The 17,911-nt window shown below is 71.4% G+C and carries 14 protein-coding genes; 3 read left to right on the top strand and 11 right to left on the bottom strand.

From position 1 onward, the window contains the following. Nucleotides 1-42 precede the first annotated feature (42 nt). Together OG982_RS21645 and OG982_RS21640 are read left to right on the top strand one after the other, a co-directional pair. On the top strand, nt 43-867 hold the full coding sequence (locus tag OG982_RS21645) for a helix-turn-helix transcriptional regulator (RefSeq protein WP_266784256.1): 825 nt from the start codon (nt 43-45) through the stop codon (nt 865-867). After that, a complete protein-coding gene (locus tag OG982_RS21640; protein ID WP_266784258.1) occupies nt 864-1,100 on the top strand; it encodes a DUF397 domain-containing protein in 237 nt (78 codons plus the stop codon). The genes OG982_RS21645 and OG982_RS21640 overlap by 4 nt, the downstream gene beginning before the upstream one ends. Nucleotides 1,101-1,166: 66 nt before the next feature. On the opposite strand, the gene gatB is transcribed toward OG982_RS21640, so the two are convergent. The 9 genes from gatB to OG982_RS21595 form a co-directional block, all read right to left on the bottom strand. Then, nucleotides 1,167-2,678, bottom strand: coding sequence for an Asp-tRNA(Asn)/Glu-tRNA(Gln) amidotransferase subunit GatB (gene gatB / locus OG982_RS21635; protein ID WP_266784260.1), 1,512 nt, complete (start codon nt 2,676-2,678; stop codon nt 1,167-1,169). Nucleotides 2,679-2,694: 16 nt separating this feature from the next. Continuing rightward, entirely contained in the window at nt 2,695-2,940 is a 246-nt protein-coding gene (locus OG982_RS21630) for a hypothetical protein (RefSeq protein ID WP_125816106.1), read from the bottom strand. Continuing rightward, a complete protein-coding gene (gatA, locus tag OG982_RS21625) occupies nt 2,937-4,433 on the bottom strand; it encodes an Asp-tRNA(Asn)/Glu-tRNA(Gln) amidotransferase subunit GatA (protein ID WP_266784264.1) in 1,497 nt (498 codons plus the stop codon). Before gatA ends, OG982_RS21630 begins: the two co-directional genes overlap by 4 nt. 5 nt (nt 4,434-4,438) lie before the next feature. After that, nucleotides 4,439-4,735 carry an Asp-tRNA(Asn)/Glu-tRNA(Gln) amidotransferase subunit GatC gene (gene gatC, locus OG982_RS21620; protein ID WP_007266718.1) on the bottom strand — a complete coding sequence of 99 codons (297 nt, stop codon included), beginning with the start codon at nt 4,733-4,735 and terminating at the stop codon, nt 4,439-4,441. Nucleotides 4,736-4,937: 202 nt separating this feature from the next. Beyond that, nucleotides 4,938-7,067, bottom strand: coding sequence for a bifunctional diguanylate cyclase/phosphodiesterase (locus tag OG982_RS21615; protein ID WP_266784266.1), 2,130 nt, complete (start codon nt 7,065-7,067; stop codon nt 4,938-4,940). A gap of 446 nt (nt 7,068-7,513) precedes the next feature. Then, nucleotides 7,514-9,724 carry an NAD-dependent DNA ligase LigA gene (gene ligA / locus OG982_RS21610; protein WP_266784268.1) on the bottom strand — a complete coding sequence of 737 codons (2,211 nt, stop codon included), beginning with the start codon at nt 9,722-9,724 and terminating at the stop codon, nt 7,514-7,516. Nucleotides 9,725-9,755: 31 nt separating this feature from the next. Then, nucleotides 9,756-10,739 (bottom strand): methionine synthase, encoded by a 984-nt coding sequence (locus OG982_RS21605; protein ID WP_266784270.1) that lies wholly within the window; start codon nt 10,737-10,739, stop codon nt 9,756-9,758. Continuing rightward, nucleotides 10,736-11,425 (bottom strand): SDR family oxidoreductase, encoded by a 690-nt coding sequence (locus OG982_RS21600; RefSeq protein ID WP_266784272.1) that lies wholly within the window; start codon nt 11,423-11,425, stop codon nt 10,736-10,738. The genes OG982_RS21605 and OG982_RS21600 overlap by 4 nt, the downstream gene beginning before the upstream one ends. A 67-nt stretch (nt 11,426-11,492) precedes the next feature. Continuing rightward, nucleotides 11,493-11,837, bottom strand: coding sequence for a DUF1330 domain-containing protein (locus tag OG982_RS21595; protein ID WP_266949118.1), 345 nt, complete (start codon nt 11,835-11,837; stop codon nt 11,493-11,495). 607 nt (nt 11,838-12,444) lie between these two features. Here OG982_RS21595 and OG982_RS21590 point away from each other — a divergent pair. Then, nucleotides 12,445-13,077, top strand: a complete 633-nt coding sequence (locus OG982_RS21590) for a hypothetical protein (protein WP_266949116.1) — start codon at nt 12,445-12,447, stop codon at nt 13,075-13,077. A gap of 339 nt (nt 13,078-13,416) precedes the next feature. Here the strand turns inward: OG982_RS21590 and OG982_RS21580 are convergent, their stop codons facing one another. Both OG982_RS21580 and OG982_RS21575 read right to left on the bottom strand, forming a co-directional pair. Continuing rightward, nucleotides 13,417-16,824: a S8 family serine peptidase gene (locus tag OG982_RS21580; RefSeq protein WP_266784278.1), complete on the bottom strand. Its 3,408-nt coding sequence runs from the start codon at nt 16,822-16,824 to the stop codon at nt 13,417-13,419. A 61-nt stretch (nt 16,825-16,885) separates the two neighbouring features. Further along, on the bottom strand, nt 16,886-17,866 hold the full coding sequence (locus OG982_RS21575; RefSeq protein WP_266784280.1) for a GlxA family transcriptional regulator: 981 nt from the start codon (nt 17,864-17,866) through the stop codon (nt 16,886-16,888). Between the last annotated feature and the right edge of the window lie 45 nt (nt 17,867-17,911).

Here is a 17,911-nt window from a genome sequence, read left to right as displayed (position 1 = left end):
CTTCGTGCGTCAGCGGGGGCGGCCGGGGGGAAAGTGACCGACATGCCCCAGAGCAACAGGCCCAAGCGCAACGCCTCTTGGAAGGTCGTCGGCGTCCTGCTGGCCCATCAGCGCAAGCGCGCCCGGTACACCCAGCAGGAACTGGCCGAACTGGCCCACTGCGACGTCGAGTCCATCGCCTCCGTCGAACAGGGCCGCCGGCCCCTGTCCGTGAAACTGGCCGACATCCTCGACCACCTCCTCGACTCGAAGGGCGCCCTGCGCGAGGCGGCGGAGGCGATCCCGCGCCGCGAGCGATATCCGGCGTTCGCGATCGAGTACATGGAGCACGAGGAGCAGGCCCTGAGCTTGCTCTTCTACGAGAACGCGGCCATTCCCGGCCTACTCCAGATCCCGGAGTACGCGACGGCGGTGTTCTCCAACTTCTATCCGCCCCTGCCCGCAGATCAGATCGCTCAGCAGACCGAGGACCGGATCGCCCGCCAGGGCCTCTTTCAGCGCAAACCCCAACCACCAGTGGTGCATTTCATCATCGAGCAACACCTACTGGAGCGCCCCGTCGGCGGCCGTGAGGTCCTCCGGAAACAGCTGCGCCATCTGCGCGCGATGGCCGAACTCCCCTTCGTGGGAATCCAGATCATCCGCACGGACCGCGAGACCCACGCGGGGCTGAACGGCCCGATGGTGCTCCTGGAGACGCCTGACCACGACCAACTCGCCTACCTGGAAGGCCAGCACGTCAGCTTCCTCCAGGACGACCCCGACGAGGTCCATCTCCTCCATCTCAAATATGGGATGCTGCGTTCGCAGGCGCTCTCCATCGAGGACAGCAAGCGCCTGCTGGACGCCCTGCTAGGAGAGTCATGACGCACCCACTGGCCTGGTTCAAGTCGAGCTACAGCAGCGACGCGGGCGGCAACTGCCTCGAAGTCGCCTACCACTGGCAGAAGTCGAGCTACAGCGGCGACGCGGGCGGCAACTGCGTCGAGGTCGCGGCTCACCCCGCGGCCGTCCACGTGCGGGACTCCAAGGTCAGCGACGGGCCCGTCCTGACCGTCTCCCCCACCACCTGGGCCGCCTTCGTCGACGCGTCAGTCTGACCCCGGTACGGCAACGGCCCCGCACCATCGAAACGGTGCGGGGCCGCCGTGCGTACGGGCGCCGGGCTATTCGGAGACGCCCAGGCGCTCCAGGATGAGCTCCTTGACGCGGGCCGCGTCGGCCTGGCCGCGGGTGGTCTTCATGACCGCGCCGACCAGCGCGCCGACGGCCGCGATCTTGCCACCGCGGATCTTGTCCGCGATACCGGCGTTGCCCGCGATGGCCTCGTCCACGGCCGCGCCGAGCGCGCCCTCGTCCGAGACGACCTTCAGGCCGCGCTTCTCGACGACCTCGTCCGGGGTGCCCTCGCCGGCGAGGACGCCCTCGATGACCTGACGGGCCAGCTTGTCGTTCAGGTCGCCGGCCGCGACGAGGGCGGCGACACGCGCCACCTGCGCCGGGGTGATCGGCAGCTCGTCGACGACGACGCCCTGCTCGTTGGCGTTGCGGGCCAGCTCGCCCATCCACCACTTGCGCGCGGCGGCCGAGTCGGCACCCGCCTCGATCGTGGCGACGATGGAGTCCACCGCGCCCGCGTTGAGGATCGACTGCATGTCGTGCTCGCCCACGCCCCACTCCTCGCGGAGCCGGTTGCGGCGCACGCGCGGCATCTCGGGGAGGCCGGCGCGCAGCTCCTCGACCCAGTCGCGGGCCGGGGCCACGGGAACCAGGTCGGGCTCCGGGAAGTACCGGTAGTCCTCGGCGTTGTCCTTGATGCGGCCGGCCGTGGTGGAGCCGTCCTCCTCGTGGAAGTGCCGGGTCTCCTGCACGATCGAGCCGCCGGACGAGAGCACCGCCGCGTGGCGCTGGATCTCGAAGCGGGCCGCGCGCTCGACGGAGCGCAGGGAGTTGACGTTCTTCGTCTCCGAGCGGGTGCCGAACTCGGACTCGGGGGTCGGGCGCAGCGACAGGTTCACGTCGCAGCGCATCTGGCCCTTGTCCATCCGGGCCTCGGACACGCCGAGGGCCTTGATGACCTCGCGCAGCTCGGCCACGTACGCCTTGGCGACCTCGGGGGCCCGCTCGCCGGCGCCCTCGATCGGCTTGGTGACGATCTCGATGAGGGGGATGCCGGCGCGGTTGTAGTCCAGCAGGGAGTGGGACGCGCCGTGGATACGGCCGGTGGCGCCGCCGACGTGCAGCGACTTGCCGGTGTCCTCCTCCATGTGGGCGCGCTCGATCTCCACGCGGAAGATCTCGCCGTCCTCCAGCTGGACGTCCAGGTAGCCGTTGAAGGCGATGGGCTCGTCGTACTGGGAGGTCTGGAAGTTCTTCGGCATGTCCGGATAGAAGTAGTTCTTCCGGGCGAAGCGGCACCATTCGGCGATCTCGCAGTTCAGCGCGAGACCGATCTTGATGGCCGACTCGACGCCGATCGCGTTGACGACGGGCAGCGAGCCGGGGAGACCGAGGCAGGTGGGGCAGGTCTGCGAGTTGGGCTCGGCGCCCAGCTCGGTCGAGCAGCCGCAGAACATCTTGGTCTTGGTGCCGAGCTCGACATGGACCTCAAGGCCCATGACGGGGTCGTACGAGGCGAGAGCTTCCTCGTACGAGAGCAGTTCGGTGTAGGTGCTCACGGTGAAACTTTCCCTCTCAGCCCAGCAGGACGTCGTCGTCGCCGAGGCGCTTCAGCTCGCGGTACAGGATCGCGAGGCCGGTGACGATGGCGGCGGCGGACACAACGGCGTCGACCAGCTTCAGCGTGTCGTGGTCGGTGCGGGCCTTGCGGGCCTGCTTGATCACGCTGATGGCACCGAAAGCGGTGGTGCCGATCGACAGGTACGTACCGGACTTGGACTTCTTGAAGCCCTTGGCCTTGGACAGCGCACTCGAACTCACAGCGACGGAGCCTCCTCAAGCAGCGGGTGACCCCAGCGCGCGACGAAGGCGGCCTCGACGGCGGCACCGACCTTGTAGAGGCGGTCGTCCTTCATGGCCGGGGCGATGATCTGCAGGCCGACCGGGAGACCGTCCTCCGGAGCCAGGCCGCAGGGGAGCGACATGGCGGAGTTGCCGGCCAGGTTGGTCGGGATGGTGCACAGGTCCGCGAGGTACATCGCGAGCGGGTCGTCGGTGCGCTCACCGATCGCGAAGGCGGTGGTGGGCGTGGTCGGGGAGACGATCACGTCGACCTGCTCGAAGGACTTCTCGAAGTCCTGGCTGATGAGCGTGCGGACCTTCTGGGCCGAGCCGTAGTACGCGTCGTAGTAGCCGGAGCTGAGCGCGTACGTACCGAGGATGATGCGGCGCTTGACCTCGTCGCCGAAACCGGCTTCGCGGGTGAGCGCGGTGACGTCCTCGGCGGACTTGGTGCCGTCGTCGCCGACGCGCAGGCCGTAGCGCATGGCGTCGAAGCGGGCCAGGTTCGAGGAGCACTCGGACGGCGCGATCAGGTAGTACGCGGCCATCGCGAGGTCGAAGGACGGGCAGTCCAGCTCGACGATCTCGGCGCCCAGCTCCTTGAGGAGCTCGACGGACTCGTTGAAGCGCTGGACGACGCCGGCCTGGTAGCCCTCGCCGGCGAACTGCTTGACCACGCCGACGCGCATGCCGGCGACGGAGCCGTTGCGGGCCGCCTCGACGACCGGCGGGACCGGGGCGTCGATGGAGGTGGAGTCCATCGGGTCGTGGCCGGCGATGACCTCGTGCAGGAGCGCCGCGTCCAGGACCGTGCGGGCGCAGGGGCCGCCCTGGTCGAGGGAGGACGAGAACGCGACCATGCCGTAGCGGGAGACGCCGCCGTAGGTCGGCTTGACGCCGACGGTGCCGGTGACGGCGGCGGGCTGGCGGATGGAGCCGCCGGTGTCCGTGCCGATGGCGAGGGGCGCCTGGAACGCGGCCAGCGCGGCCGCGGAGCCGCCGCCGGAGCCGCCGGGGATCCGGGTGAGGTCCCAGGGGTTGCCGGTGGGGCCGTAGGCGCTGTTCTCGGTGGAGGACCCCATGGCGAACTCGTCCATGTTGGTCTTGCCGAGGATGACGACGTCGGCTTCCTTGAGCTTGCGCGTCAGGGTGGCGTCGTAGGGCGGGATCCAGCCTTCGAGGATCTTCGAACCGACGGTGGTCGGGACCCCGACGGTGGTGAAGATGTCCTTGAGGGCGAGCGGGACGCCGGCCAGCGGGCCCAGCTTCTCGCCGCGCTCGCGCTTGGCGTCGACGGCGCGCGCCTGGGCGAGGGCGCCCTCGCGGTCCACGTGCAGGAAGGCGTGGACCTTCTCGTCGGTGGCGTCGATGCGGGCCAGGTGGGCCTCGGTGACCTGGACGGCCGTGAGCTCGCCGGAGGCGATCTTCTCGGCGGTCTCGGCGGCCGTGAGCTTGATGATCTGGTCAGTCATGGTTGTTAGTCCTCCCCCAGGATCTGCGGCACCTTGAAACGCTGCTGCTCCTGGGCGGGAGCGCCGGAAAGCGCCTGCTCGGGGGTGAGCGACGGACGGACCTCGTCCGCGCGCATGACGTTCGTCAGCGGCAGCGGGTGGGAGGTCGGCGGGACGTCTTGGTCGGCGACCTCGGAAACGCGGGCGACCGCGCCGATGATGTCGTCGAGCTGTCCAGCGAAGTGGTCGAGCTCTTCGCTCTTCAGCTCCAGACGTGCCAGCCGAGCGAGGTGGGCGACCTCCTCGCGCGTGATGCCAGGCATGCAGCGATCCTCTGGGGGTGGTGAGTGTGTAGGTTTCGGCCCCAATCCTATGGGGCCGACCCCCCACCCCACGAAACGGTTACCGCCGCGCCCGCGCGCGGGCCCCGCATTCACCCGGGCCACCGGCCGCCCCGGGCGCCTGCCCCGGCCCGGCCCCGGGCCTCAAACACCGGCGGGGCCGGAAGATCCGGCCCCGCCGGGGTCAGGCGGACGGGGGTTCCGCCGTGGCGGCGGCCAGTTCCGCCGTGATGTCCGCCGGACGGCGCCAGCCGCGTTCTCCCCGGGCCAGGAGCCACGCCGTCGCCTCCTGCGGCGGCATCGCGGCCGCGACCAGCCACCCCTGGACCGCGTCGCAGCCCAGGTCGCGCAGGCGCTCCCACGTCTCGTCGTCTTCGACGCCCTCGGCTACGACCAGGAGGCCCAGGGAGTGCGCCAGGTCCACCGTGCAGCGGACGATCTCGGCGTCCTGGGCGTCCACCGCCAGCCGCGCCACGAAGGATCGGTCGATCTTCAGCTCGCTCACCGGCAGGCGACGCAGGTGGACCAGCGACGAGTAGCCCGTGCCGAAGTCGTCCAGGGACATCTTCACGCCGTGGCCCGTCAGGCCCGCCATGGTGTCCGCCGCCCGCTGGGGGTCCTCCAGCAGGACGTGTTCCGTTATTTCGAGCTGGAGACCGCTCGCGGGGACCCCGTGCCGGGCGAGGCGCGCCGCGACCGCGCCCGCGAAACCGGGGGTGTGGACATCGCGCGGCGAGACGTTGACGGCCACCGGGACCTTCAGGCCCTGTGCCCGCCAGCGCGCGACCTGCGCCAGGGCCGTCTCCAGGACGTACTCCGTCAGGTGCGGCATCAGGCCCGAGGTCTCCGCGATCGCGATGAACTCGTCAGGGGGGACGCGGCCACGCTCCGGATGCACCCAGCGGACCAGCGCCTCCAACCCCGCCACCTGCCCGTCGAAGCGGACCTTCGGCTGGTAGTGGAGTTCCACTTCGCCGGCGTCGAGGGCACGGCGCAGGTCGCCCAGGAGGCCGAGGCGGTCCGGCGTGTTGCTGTCCCGCTTGGACTCGTAGACCTCGACCCCGGTCCGGTCCCGCTTCGCCTGGTACATCGCGACATCGGCCCGCCGCAGCAGCCCCTCAGCGTCCAGCGCGTGGTCCGGGAACACCGCCAGGCCCGCGCTCGCCTCCAGGACCAGCGTCAGGCCGTCCAGGTCCAGCGGGGAGCTGAGCTCCGCCACCAGGTGGCGCGCGACCCGCTGCGCGCTCGTCGTCGAGTCGGCGACCGGCAGCAGCACCGCGAACTCGTCGCCCCCCAGCCGCGCGGCCTCCGCGTCCTTCGGCAGCGCCTGCCGCAGCCGGTCCGCGATCTGGAGCAGCAGCCGGTCGCCGGCCAGGTGACCCAGCGTGTCGTTGACCGCCCGGAACCGGTCCAGGTCGATCAGCACAAGAGCTGACCGGGTGCCCAAACGTTCAGCCTCGTCCAGCGCGGTCCATGTCCGCTCCAGGAGCCACTGCCGGTTCGGCAGCCCGGTCAGCGGGTCCCGCAGCTGCTCCTCGGCCCGCGCCCGGGCGATCCACAGCGTGGAGTCCAGCGCGATGAGCGGTACGGCGAACAGCGGCAGCAGCACCGGCCGGCTCATCGCGACGACGCAGATCAGCGGCGCGATGCCGAGCAGCGCGACCGCCACGAGCGCCTGGCGCAGCAACGCCGTGCGGGCGACCGTGGGCAGCCCCCCGCCGGGCTGGTTCAGCGCCAGCCACAGCACGATCCGGGTGACGAGCAGGTACGCGACGGCGGCCAGGATCACCTCGGGGACCGCGCCGAGCCCCCAGGTGTCGGGTCGCCACGGCGCGGCCACGGTCGGCGTCTGCCCGAACGCGGCCAGCACGAGGGCTCCCGCGCCGATGCCGAGGATGTCGACGGAGCCGTGCAGCAGGCCCTGGCGCCAGCGGTGCCGGCGCGCGGCCCCGACCAGGGTGACCACCGCCAGCGAGACGAGCCCGGCCGGGACCCATCCGTAGAGGAGGAGGACGCCGAGGGTGAGCGCGGCTCCCGATCCGGTGCCGCCCCACCAGCGGTCACGGCCGAGGGCGACGAGGTGGCCGACGATGATGCCGGTGAGCAGCGCGAACGCCCAGCCCACCGCCCCTCCGGGGAACAGGGCCTGACGGTCGGTCAGTGCGGTGACGATGCCGACGACGAGCAGCGCGGCGGAGAGGCCCACGACGACGGAGGGCAGCACGGTGCGGTGCCCCGCTCCGCCCGCACCGGTTTCGAGCGGGAGGCAGTCCGGCGTCCTGGAACCCAGGAAACCGAGCCGTCCCGTCCGCATGGACGGGATTTCCCCGCCGGATTCAGGTGACGGGTCGGCGTTTTCGGTGGGTTTCATGCCCGTCCCTCTCACAGCCGGCGATGCCGATGCCACGCGATGGCCCCGATGTCATGCCATCACGGCTGGAATCGGCCTCACGCAGCCGTGCACGACAGGCGCACCCCTCAACAGTAGGACGCGAGAGGCTCCCAGGGGCAGCAGTCGGCGGCGGTTGCCCGAATGCGACCCAGCCATCCTCATCAGTACGGTATCCGCCGAACGGGTGAGTTTGGACCAGGACTCCAGGGTCACCCATCCGATGATCCGACAGCTCACCGGCCTGCCACCAGCCCTGTACCAGCCGTTTACCACCGACCGCCGCGCCCGGCGTGCGCCCGCCCGTACGGCCGCACGCCACGCAACCGTTCGCCCCCACTACTCCCCCGGGACGACATTCGTACGAGTTACTACTCCGCTTCCGTGTCGCCGCCCACCGGGAGCGCGGCCTCGCGGGCCGCGTCGGGGCCCTGTTCCAGCAGCACCGCGAATCCGGCGTCGTCGAGGATGGCCAGCTTCAGCTGCACGGCCTTGTCGTACTTGGACCCGGGGTTGTCGCCGACCACGACGAACGAGGTCTTCTTGGAGACCGAGCCGGTCACCTTGGCGCCGCGGCTCTGCAGGGCCTCCTTGGCGCCGTCCCGGGTGTGGCTCTCCAGGGTGCCGGTGACGACGACGGTCAGGCCCTCCAGCGGACGCGGGCCCTCCTCCTCGCCGGAACCTTCCTCCTCCATCCGGACGCCGGCTTCCCGCCACTTGCGCAGGATCTCCTGGTGCCAGTCGACGGCGAACCATTCCTTGAGGGAGGCGGCGATGATGGCGCCGACGCCGTCGGTGGCGGCCAGCTCCTCCTCCGTCGCCCGCTCGATGCGCTCGATGGAGCGGAACTCGCGGGCGAGGGCCTCGGCCGCGACCGGGCCGACGTGACGGATCGACAGGCCGTTGATGACGCGGGCCAGCGGGCGGTCCTTGGCGGCCGCGATGTTCTCCAGCATCGCCAGGGCGTTCTTCTTCGGCTCGCCCTTCTGGTTGGCGAAGACGGTGACGATCTTCTCCTCGCCCGTCTTCGGGTCCCGCTTGGGCAGCCCGCTGTCGCCGTCCAGGACGTACGCCTTGATGGGCAGCAGGTCCTCGATGGTCAGGCCGAAGAAGTCGCCCTCGTCGCGCAGCGGCGGCTCGGCCGGCTCCAGCGGGTGCGTCAGGGCCGCGGCGGCCACCTTGCCGAAGTTCTCGATGTCCAGGCACTGCCGGCCGCCGAGGTAGAAGAGCCGCTCGCGCAGCTGTGCGGGGCAGGTCTGCCCGTTGGGGCAGCGGAGGTCGATGTCGCCCTCCTTCATCGGCCGCAGCGGCGTCCCGCACTCGGGGCAGTCGGCCGGCATCACGAACTCCCGCTCGGTGCCGTCCCGCAGGTCGACGACCGGGCCGAGGATCTCGGGGATGACGTCGCCCGCCTTGCGCAGCACCACGGTGTCGCCGATGAGCACGCCCTTGGCCTTGACGACCTCCTGGTTGTGCAGGGTGGCGAACTCGACCTCCGAACCGGCCACCGTCACCGGCTCGACCTGGGCGTACGGGGTCACGCGGCCGGTGCGGCCGACGCCGACCTTGATGTCCACCAGCTTGGTGTTGACCTCTTCGGGCGCGTACTTCCAGGCGATGGCCCAGCGCGGTGCGCGCGCGGTGGAGCCGAGCCGGCCCTGGAGGGGGATCTCGTCGAGCTTGACGACGACGCCGTCGATCTCGTGCTCCACGGAGTGCCGGTTCTCGCCGAAGTCCGCGATGAACGCGCGGACCTCGGCGAGCGAGGAGACCACCCGGTTGTGCTTGGCGGTGGGCAGTCCCCACTCCTCCAGCAGCGCGTACGCGTGCGACAGCTTGTCGATCTCGAATCCCTCGCGGGCGCCGATGCCGTGCACCACCATGTGCAGCGGGCGGCTCGCGGTGATCTTCGGGTCCTTCTGGCGCAGCGAACCGGCCGCCGCGTTGCGCGGGTTGGCGAAGGGCTTGCCCTCCGCCTCCACGAGCCGGGCGTTGAGCTCCTCGAACTTCTCCATCGGGAAGAAGACCTCGCCGCGGATCTCCACCAGCGCCGGGATCCGGTCGCCCTTGAGGCGGTCGGGGATCTCCGCGATGGTGCGGACGTTGGGCGTGATGTCCTCGCCGGTGCGGCCGTCGCCTCGGGTGGCGGCGCGGGTCAGGCGGCCGTTCTCGTAGGTGAGGTTGACCGCGAGGCCGTCCACCTTGAGCTCGCACAGGTAGTGGTAGTCCGAGGTGTTGACGTCCCGGGCCACGCGCTCCGCCCAGGCCGCCAGCTCCTCGTCGTCGAAGGCGTTGTCGAGGGAGAGCATCCGCTCGCGGTGCTCGACGGACGCGAAGTCCGTCTCGTACGCCCCGGCCACCTTCTGGGTGGGCGAGTCGGGCGTGCGCAGCTGCGGGTACTGCTCCTCCAGCGCCTCAAGGGAGCGCAGCAGCTGGTCGAACTCGGCGTCGCTGACGACCGGCTGGTCGTTCACGTAGTACCGGAAGCGGTGCTCCTCGACCTGTTCGGCGATCAGGGCGTGCTGTTCGCGCACCGCCGCCGGTACCGCCGTGTCGCCGGCCTGCTTCTGTTCGGCTGCCATGCCGTTTCCTCCCGTGGCCCGTCTCGATCCATCACTCAGGGTTGTCGGCGAGCGACCTCGCCGCCCTGACGCAGTGCGCCTGCACCGCGCGGGCGTAGGCGGGCGAAGCGCCCGCCAGGCCGCATGACGGAGTGACCACGACGGACTCCGCCAGAGTCCCCGGGGCCAGCCCCAGCCTGCGCCAAAGCTTCCTGACACCCATGACGCTACCGCCCGGGTCCGACAACGGGCCGTCGGTGCCCGGCACCACTCCGGCGAACAGCTTCGTGCCGCCTTCGACGGCCTCGCCGATCGCGTCGTCCTCGCGCTCCGTGAGCAACGAGAAATCGAACGACACGCCCGCGACGCCGGCCCGGCGCAGCAGCCCGAAGGGGACCTCGGGCGCGCAGGAGTGGACGATGACCTCCCCGTCGTGGACGGCGAAGAGCTCGCGCAGGGTGCCCTCGACGACCTGCCGGTCGACGGCGCGGTACGTCCGGTATCCGCTGGCGGAGCGGACCCGGCCGAGCAGGACGGCGGTCAGCGACGGCTCGTCGTACTGGAGCACGATCTCGGCGCCGGGGATCCGCTTGCGTACGTCGGCCAGGTGCCCGCGCACGCCCTCCGCGAGGGAAGCGGCCAGGTCGCGGCAGGCGCCGGGGTCCTGGAGCATGGCCTCGCCGCCGTGCAGTTCCAGGGAGCCGGCCAGCGTCCACGGTCCGACGGCCTGGACCTTGAGCTTGCCCTCGTAGCCCTGGGTGAACTCCTCCAGGGCGTCGAGGTCCTCGCCGAGCCAGGAGCGGGCGCGCTTGCTGTCGCGGCCGGGGCGGTCGCTGATGCGCCAGCCGCTGGGCTCGACGTGGGCGTACATGTCGACGAGCAGCCCGAGGGAGCGGCCGATCATGTCGGCGCCGGGGCCGCGCGCGGGCAGTTCCGCGAGGTAGGGGAACTCCTCGAAGGACCCGGTGACGGTCTTGGCGGCCTCGCGGGCGTCGCCGCCGGGCAGGGAGCCGATTCCGGTGGCGCCGGCGGTCATCGGCCGGGCCTCACGGACAGGTCGTTGACCTCGGCGTCGCGGGGCAGGTCCACGGCCATGACGATCGTGGTCGCGACCGACTCGGGGTCGATCCAGCGGGCCGGGTCGTACTCCTTGCCCTCCTGCGAGTGCACCTTGGCCTGCATGGGGCTGGCGGTGCGGCCGGGGTAGACGGAGGTGACGCGGATGCCGTTCGGCTTCTCCTCGGCGCGCAGCGAGTCGGCGAGGGCCTTGAGGCCGTGCTTGGAGGCGGCGTAGGCGCCCCACTCGGCGTGGGCGGTCAGGCCGGCGCCGGAGTTCACGAAGACGACGGTGGCGTGCGAAGCCCTCAGGGTGGGCAGCAGCAGCCGGGTCACCTCGGCGGGGGCGATCAGGTTGACGTTGAGCTGCTGGTGCCAGGTCTTGGGGCGCAGCTCGCCGACGGGGCCGAGGTCGACGATGCCGGCGATGTGCAGGAGGGAGTCGATCCGCTCCGGGATCGCCTGCTTGGAGAACGCCCAGGACAGCCGCTCGGGGTCGGCGAGGTCTCCGACGAGGGCGCGCGAGCCGGGGTAGCGCTCGACGAGCTGCTTGCCGCGGGCGGCGTCGCGGGCGAGCAGGACGAGGTCGTCGCCGCGGGCGTGCAGGCGGGCGGCGACGGCGGCGCCGATGCCGGACCCGGCGCCGGTGATCAGGTGAGTAGCCATACCGCCCATGCTCGCACCCCGGCCAGGGCTGGTCGCACGCGTACCCGGCGGGGCTGGTGACCCGGGTCTACAGGCCCGCGGCGGCGCGCAGGGTGGCGGCGGTCTCGGTGGCGTCGTAGTCGGCGGGGACGCCGCCCACGAGGATGATGTCGCCCGCCATGTGGTCGGCGCGCAGCGGGACGAGGGCCTGGTAGGCGGGTGAGGCGTACCAGGCGCGGGCCCGCTCGACGTCCGGGAAGCCGACCACGACGACGGTGCCGGGCCAGCTGCCCTCCAGGACCTCGACTTCTTGGCCGTGGACGAGGAAACGGCCGCCGAAGGGGCCGAAGGTGGCCTGGATCTCCTCGATGTAGCGCAGGACGTCCTCGTTCATGGTCTCGGGGCGTATGTGGGCGATGGCGTACGCGGTCATGTCGGCCTCTTCTTCCCTGCGGGGTGGGCTCGTTGCCGGTCCCAGCGTGCCCCGCCGATGACCTCGGAGGCGATTACCTCCGGGGTAACCCGCGCCCCCCACTCGGCCGTCCTTGGATGGCGGGCCACGGCCTCGTGCCTAAAGGTGGGAGCGGACCTGCAGCACGGGGCAGCCAGAGAACGGAGAGGCGCATGGTGAAGTCCATGGCCAATCGTCGAGGGAAGAACGGAGCGGTGGCAGGCCGTCGAGCAGGTGATCAAAGCGTGCGTCGGCAAGCCGCACAGGCAACCGCAGCTGCGAAGTCCAAGACGGTGAAAGCGGTACTCAGCTCCGGGGGCCTCGATACGGACGCCACGAAGGTAGGCGGCCTCCGGGCCTCTTCTGCCGGAGCGCTCGGTCTGCGCAACGATCTCGACTGATGGCCGCGCCCCCGTCCGACACTGGAAGGCTGTCCGCCTGGGCCGCAGTCGCCAGTGCCACCATCGCACTCGTCGCAACGGGTGCGTCCCTTGTTTCGACAATTGCCGCCATCGGTGTAGCCCACGATATCGCCGACGTGCAGCGACAGGATGGGGCACGCGCTGAGATATCCAGTCACCTGGTGAAAATGAGCGAGCTGGACCGCACCGGCGGATCAACTTACCGGAGCGAGATCGTGACGCTGGCGAAGCAGGTCGAGATCCTGGTCGTCAAGCACGGGCAAAAGAACCTGAACCTGAGCGCATCGACCTACCGGCTCGTAGGCCTGTTCGTAGCACTTTCCACTACTGACCTGGAACTTGCAGGACGCATGGCGCACCGTGCGCTGGATCTGGCCACCCGCATGGAGCCCGACGGCTCCGGTGGCCTACGTATGGCAGATCCGCTTGAAGCGCTCCAGGCGCACCGCGTGCTAGCCGACGTCGCCGCACAGAACCTGGACCTGGGCGAAATGACGAAGGAGTATCAGGCTGCACTCAACATCTCGGAAGCGGAAGGTGCTCGGAATCGGTACGTTGAGGTAGAAGCGCGTCAATACACAAAGACCTACTGGGCATTGAGCGCCATGATGCTGGTCGATGGCCAACAGAACCCGACACCAAAGGACTGCGTTGAGGTGCGCCGCCGCACCATCGCGGCGCAGGAAGACTTCAAGGCCTTGGCCTTGGGGAAGAACCTCGAGATCGCTCGCCGGGCGAGGAGGATCAAGGAGAATGTGTGCGCTGCACCGATCGATCTCCTCTCCCTGAAAAGGGGGTGACGCACGCCTGGCCATCCGTTCCCCTTGCTCCGCACCACCTCGGTTTCAGCGACATGACCCGGGCACAGCGGGACACACACAACGGAACGGGTGTACCGCAAGCAGCTTCGACCGGTGATCCGGGACGGAGCCAAGGCCATGGACGAGATCTTCAGACAGGACGGGCCGAGGGAAGCCAGCGGTCAGCAGCCCTGAATTCCCCGCGTGGCCCCCTGATCGGCTCCCTGCGCCTGGCTTTCGGCCGGGCGCAGGGGCCGCACCTGCCGGAACGTGGCGTCCGTGACGCGGACTCACTTACCTTCGGTGTCATCGGCGTACGACGGTCGGGGTGTGAGGGGGTCAGCCCGCGAGGTAGGCGCGGATGACGGTCACCTCCGACGTGTTGCCCGCCCGGTCGGTGACGGTGGCGCGCAGCGAGACCGCGGCGCCCTTCGCCGGGGTCTTCACGCTGACCTTGCCGTCCTTCACGGTGAGCGGCTGCCAGGTGTAGCCCTCGTCGTAGGAGACCTGCGCCCGGAAGGCGGCGGGGGCCGCGGCCGCCGGGCCCTGCACGGTCAGCGGGAAGGTCGCCGTCCGCCCGGCCGGCAGGGTGCCGTCCGGCGCCGGGCGGGCGTCGAAGCGGACCGCCGAAACCGGGAGCGCGGTCGGTGCGGCCGTCTCCTTCGAGCGGAACCACCAGGTCGCCGTCACCTTCGACGAGGTCGCGGAGAGCTCCGGGCGCAGCAGCGCGGTCGTGGTCAGCTTGTACGCCGCGTCGCCCGCCGGGACCGTGAACGGCTCGCTCGACGCCAGCGGGGCCTGGCTGCGGCCCGCCACGACGCCGTCGCGGTAGAGGACCGTGCTGCCGGTGGCCGCGACGTAGTCACCGGCGTGGTTCGCGCCGTCCGCGAGCAGTTGTACGGAGCCCGCGATGCGGTTGCCCTCGCGCACGACCCCGTGGTCGGCGTCCACGCGGGGTGCGAGGACGGCCGTGTTGAAGCGCTCGTGGTAGGTGCGGCCGCCCGTGAGCGTGCGCTGGCGCTCCGCTTCGTACGTCGCCTCGTCGACCGGGAAACCGTTCTCGTCCACACCGCCGCTCTGGCTGAAGGAGAGGTCCCACTTCACCCGGTCGACGGTCGACACGTACACCGCCGTCGTGGTCGGCAGCGGCCGCCGGCGCGACATCGAGCTCGCGGAACTGCTGTCCGGCAGGAGGCCCATCGCGACGAGCGAGCCTTCCTTGCCCGGGGCCGAGGCGCCCTGCTCGACCTTGAGGGTCGCCAGGTCGCGCGGCTTCAGGTGGCGGGTGTAGCCGGTGGCGACGGCACGTACCGGGCCGCCGAGGACGGCGTGGTACTCCGCCGTGGCGCCGTCCTCCCAGTGCACGTCCCACTGCTGGCTGAGCGCGCCGGCCGCGGGCGGCGGGCCCAGGTGGCGGGTGCGGAACCCGGTGAGCGAGTCGAGCCAGAACCCGAAGCCGTACTCCGAGCCGCCTTCGCGCAGGGTGTACGAGGGCATGGCGAACCGCGCGACCGCGGACTTCGACGGGACGGTGATGTCGACCGGCTTGGTGGTGCGCGCGTCGAGCGTCACCGTGGTGTCACCGGTGATGTCGAGCTGGGGCTGGACGATCCAGTCGGCGCCCCGGGTGGGGTCCAGCGGGTCGACGACGAGGGAGGTGTCGAGCAGGTAACCGCCCTTGGGCACGCGCACGGTGACGGTGCCGGAGGCGTCGTACGGCTCGAAGCGGCGGGCGCTCGCGCCGCCCTTGGTGCCTTCGACGGTGCTGCTGTAGTTCGTGGCCGGCTTCCCGTCCCGCCCGATGTGGCGCAGCGTCAGCTGGTAGGACTCCGGCTCGCGTTCGGCGACCACGGCCGTACGGACGCTCTGGCCCTGGCCACCGCCGGTCGCGGCCGCCGTCGCGACGGCGTACGCGGTGTACGTGCCGTCCAGCGCCCCGCCGAGGCGGGTGTCGGCGGTCACGGCGGCGTCGGCGGTGCCGCCCGCCGGGACGGTCAGCTGCCGGGCGCCGAAGGTGAAGAAGCCCTCGGGCGCGGGCTTGCCGTCGGGGCCGCTGCCGGTGACGGCGAGATCGAGGGTGACGGGCGTGCTGCCGAGGTTGCGGTACGTGATCTTCCGCGACTGCGGGGTGTCGTCCGCGTGCGGCCAGGGCTGTGTACCGAAGGTCAGCGCCGCCTCCTGGGCGACCACGCTCTGGCGCAGCGCGCCGTCGACCGCGATCCGGCCGGTGCCCTGCTGGTACGGGGTGTACGCGCCGCCCTTGGTGGAGGCGGTCAGCGCGCCCTTGAGCTCGGCGCCCTTCCAGGCGGGGTGCTGCTGCTTGAGCAGCGCGGCGGCTCCGGCGACGTGCGGGGTGGCCATGGAGGTGCCGGAGATGCTCAGGTAGCCGGCCGGGTTCTGGCCGACCTCGCGGTCGATGACGCTGCCGGGCGCGGCGGCGGCGGTGATGTCGACGCCGGGGGCGGTGACGTCCGGCTTGACGGCGCCGTCGCCGGTACGCGGGCCGGTGCTGGAGAAGCCGGCGAGGACGTCGGTGTCGTCGACGGCGCCGACGGTGAGCGCGGCGTCCGCGCTGCCCGGGGAGTTGATGGTGCCGGGGCGGCCGCTGTTGCCGGCCGCGATGGCGAACAGCACGCCCTTGTCGGCGCTGAGCTTGTCGACGGCCGCTTCGAGGGGGTCGAGCTGCGGGGTGTCGTAGCCGCCGAGGCTGAGGTTGACGATGTCGGCGCCCTGGGCGACGGCCCACTCCATGCCGGCGAGGATGCCGGAGTCGTCGCCGGAGCCGTTGTCGTCGAGGACCTTGCCGTTCAGGAGCTTCGCGCCGGGCGCGACGCCTTTGAAGGCGCCGCCCGATCGGGAGCCCGTACCGGCGGCGATGGAGGCGACGTGGGTGCCGTGGCCGTAGCGGTCCTTGGCGTCCGCGGCGCGGGAGAAGTTCTGCTCGGCGACGACTTGGCCGGTGAGGTCGGCGTGGGTGGCGTCGACGCCGGTGTCGAGGACGGCGATCTTGACGCCGGCGCCGTCGTATCCGGCGGCCCAGGCCTTGTCGGCGCCGATCTGCCGGGTGCTCTTGTCGAGGGTGGCGGTGCGCACGGCGTCGAGCCAGACGGTGGCGATGCCGGGGGCGGCGGCGCGGCGGCCGGTGTCCCGCTGGGGGTCGGTGAGCGCCTCCCAGACGGCGGCGGCGTCCTGGGGGGCCGCGGTGACGGCCTCGGCGCCGAGGGTGGCGTACGTACGGGTCACCTTGAGGCCGTCGGCGGCGCGCAGGGCGGACCGGGCGGCGGGGGCGGAGCCGCCCTCGTAGCCGACGATCAGCTGGAGGCGGCCGGAGCGGCGGTCCTGGTACTCGGGGTGGCTCAGCTCGGTGACGTCGAAGAGCCGGGGGTCGAGCTTTCCGGCGCGGATCAGGGCCTGGGCGTCGTACGGCAGGACGCTGGTGTGGCCGTTCGCGCGGCGCAGCGAGACGGGTATGTGCTCGCGGCCCTTGGCGCGTTCGAGGCCGACGGGTTTGCGGTCGGCGTCGAGGACGACGCGGTCGCCGGTGACGAGGGTGACGCGGGTGGTCTTCGAGCCGGCGGCCGATGCGGATGCGGGTGCCGAAGCGGATGTGGATCTCGCCGCCGGGCCGGCTAAGGAGCGCGGTGCGGGCGCGGCCGCGGCCGGGGTGGTCAGCCCCGCCGCGAGCGCGAGAGCGGCGATCGCGGCGACCGAAGCCGCCGCCCCCGCCCTGCCGTGATGGTTGCGCACGTAGTTCCCCCTGAGAGAAGGGTGCAGGAACCACGCAGTATGCCGACGGAGTGACGGGCCATCAATGGGGCGTCAGAATGGCGGAGTTGGGCTGGAAGGTGCGGCGGTAGGCGATCGGCGAGATCCCGAGGGTGCTCCGCATGTGCTGGCGCAGGGAGTTGGCGGAGCCGAATCCGGCACGGTGTGCGACCAGGTCGACGGGCAGATCGCTGGACTCCAGCAACTGGCGTGCGATCTCCAGGCGTTGCCCGGTGAGCCACTGCACCGGGGTCATCCCGACCTCGTCGCGGAAGCGCCGGGTGAAGGTGCGCAGGCTCATCCGGGCGTGCTCGGCGAGCTCGGTCAGCGTGATCGGCTCGGCGAGCCGCTCCAGGGCCCAGGCACGGGTGGCGGTGGTCGTGGCGACGGTGGGTTCGGGGACGGGCCGGTCGATGTACTGGGCCTGGCCGCCGTCGCGCCACGGCGGTACGACGCACAGCCGGGCGGCGCGGTTGGCGGCGGCGGTGCCGTGGTCCTGGCGGACCATGTACAGGCACAGGTCCACGCCGGCGGCGACCCCGGCGGAGGTGAGGATGTCGCCGTCGTCGACGAAGAGGACGTCCTCGTCGAGCTTGACGCGCGGGAAGGCGCGCTGGAAGGCCGGGGCCTTGAGCCAGTGCGTGGTGGCGGGCCGGCCGTCGAGCAGCCCGGCGGCGGCGAGCACGTAGGTGCCGGTGCAGATCGACACCAGCCGGGTGCCGGGGCGGATCGCGGCCAGGGCGTCGGCGAGCGGGCGGGGCAGGGGGACGCCCTGCTCCAGCGCCATCATGACGTTGGTGGGCGGGATGATCACCGTGTCGGCGGCCGCCAGGGCCTCGGGGCCCGCCGAGACCCCGATGGTGAAGCCCGCGTCGCTGGCCACGGGCCGGCCGTCGACGGTGCAGACGGTCACCTCGTAGAGCGGCTTCCCGACGTCGTCGAGGGCGTTGCCGAAGACCCGGGACGGCATCCCGAGCTCGAACGGAGGGACCCCTTCGAGGGCGAGTACGGCGATTTTGTGCATGGCCAGATCCTGTCACATGGTGGCCGTTCGGTCAGCACCACGCGG

The sequence above is a fragment of the Streptomyces sp. NBC_01551 genome (genome assembly GCF_026339935.1).
Taxonomy (GTDB): Bacteria; Actinomycetota; Actinomycetes; order Streptomycetales; family Streptomycetaceae; genus Streptomyces.
The sequence above is the reverse complement of the archived record's forward strand: the minus strand, read 5'-3'. Positions and strand labels throughout refer to the sequence as shown.

Coding starts and splice junctions, on each gene's coding strand:
- OG982_RS21645 (WP_266784256.1), top strand. CDS start 43: ATGCCCCAGAGCAACAGGCCCAAGCGCAACGCCTCTTGGAAGGTCGTC.
- OG982_RS21640 (WP_266784258.1), top strand. CDS start 864: ATGACGCACCCACTGGCCTGGTTCAAGTCGAGCTACAGCAGCGACGCG.
- gatA (WP_266784264.1), bottom strand. CDS start 4,433: ATGACTGACCAGATCATCAAGCTCACGGCCGCCGAGACCGCCGAGAAG.
- gatC (WP_007266718.1), bottom strand. CDS start 4,735: ATGCCTGGCATCACGCGCGAGGAGGTCGCCCACCTCGCTCGGCTGGCA.
- OG982_RS21615 (WP_266784266.1), bottom strand. CDS start 7,067: ATGCGGACGGGACGGCTCGGTTTCCTGGGTTCCAGGACGCCGGACTGC.
- ligA (WP_266784268.1), bottom strand. CDS start 9,724: ATGGCAGCCGAACAGAAGCAGGCCGGCGACACGGCGGTACCGGCGGCG.
- OG982_RS21605 (WP_266784270.1), bottom strand. CDS start 10,739: ATGACCGCCGGCGCCACCGGAATCGGCTCCCTGCCCGGCGGCGACGCC.
- OG982_RS21600 (WP_266784272.1), bottom strand. CDS start 11,425: ATGGCTACTCACCTGATCACCGGCGCCGGGTCCGGCATCGGCGCCGCC.
- OG982_RS21595 (WP_266949118.1), bottom strand. CDS start 11,837: ATGACCGCGTACGCCATCGCCCACATACGCCCCGAGACCATGAACGAG.
- OG982_RS21590 (WP_266949116.1), top strand. CDS start 12,445: ATGAGCGAGCTGGACCGCACCGGCGGATCAACTTACCGGAGCGAGATC.
- OG982_RS21575 (WP_266784280.1), bottom strand. CDS start 17,866: ATGCACAAAATCGCCGTACTCGCCCTCGAAGGGGTCCCTCCGTTCGAG.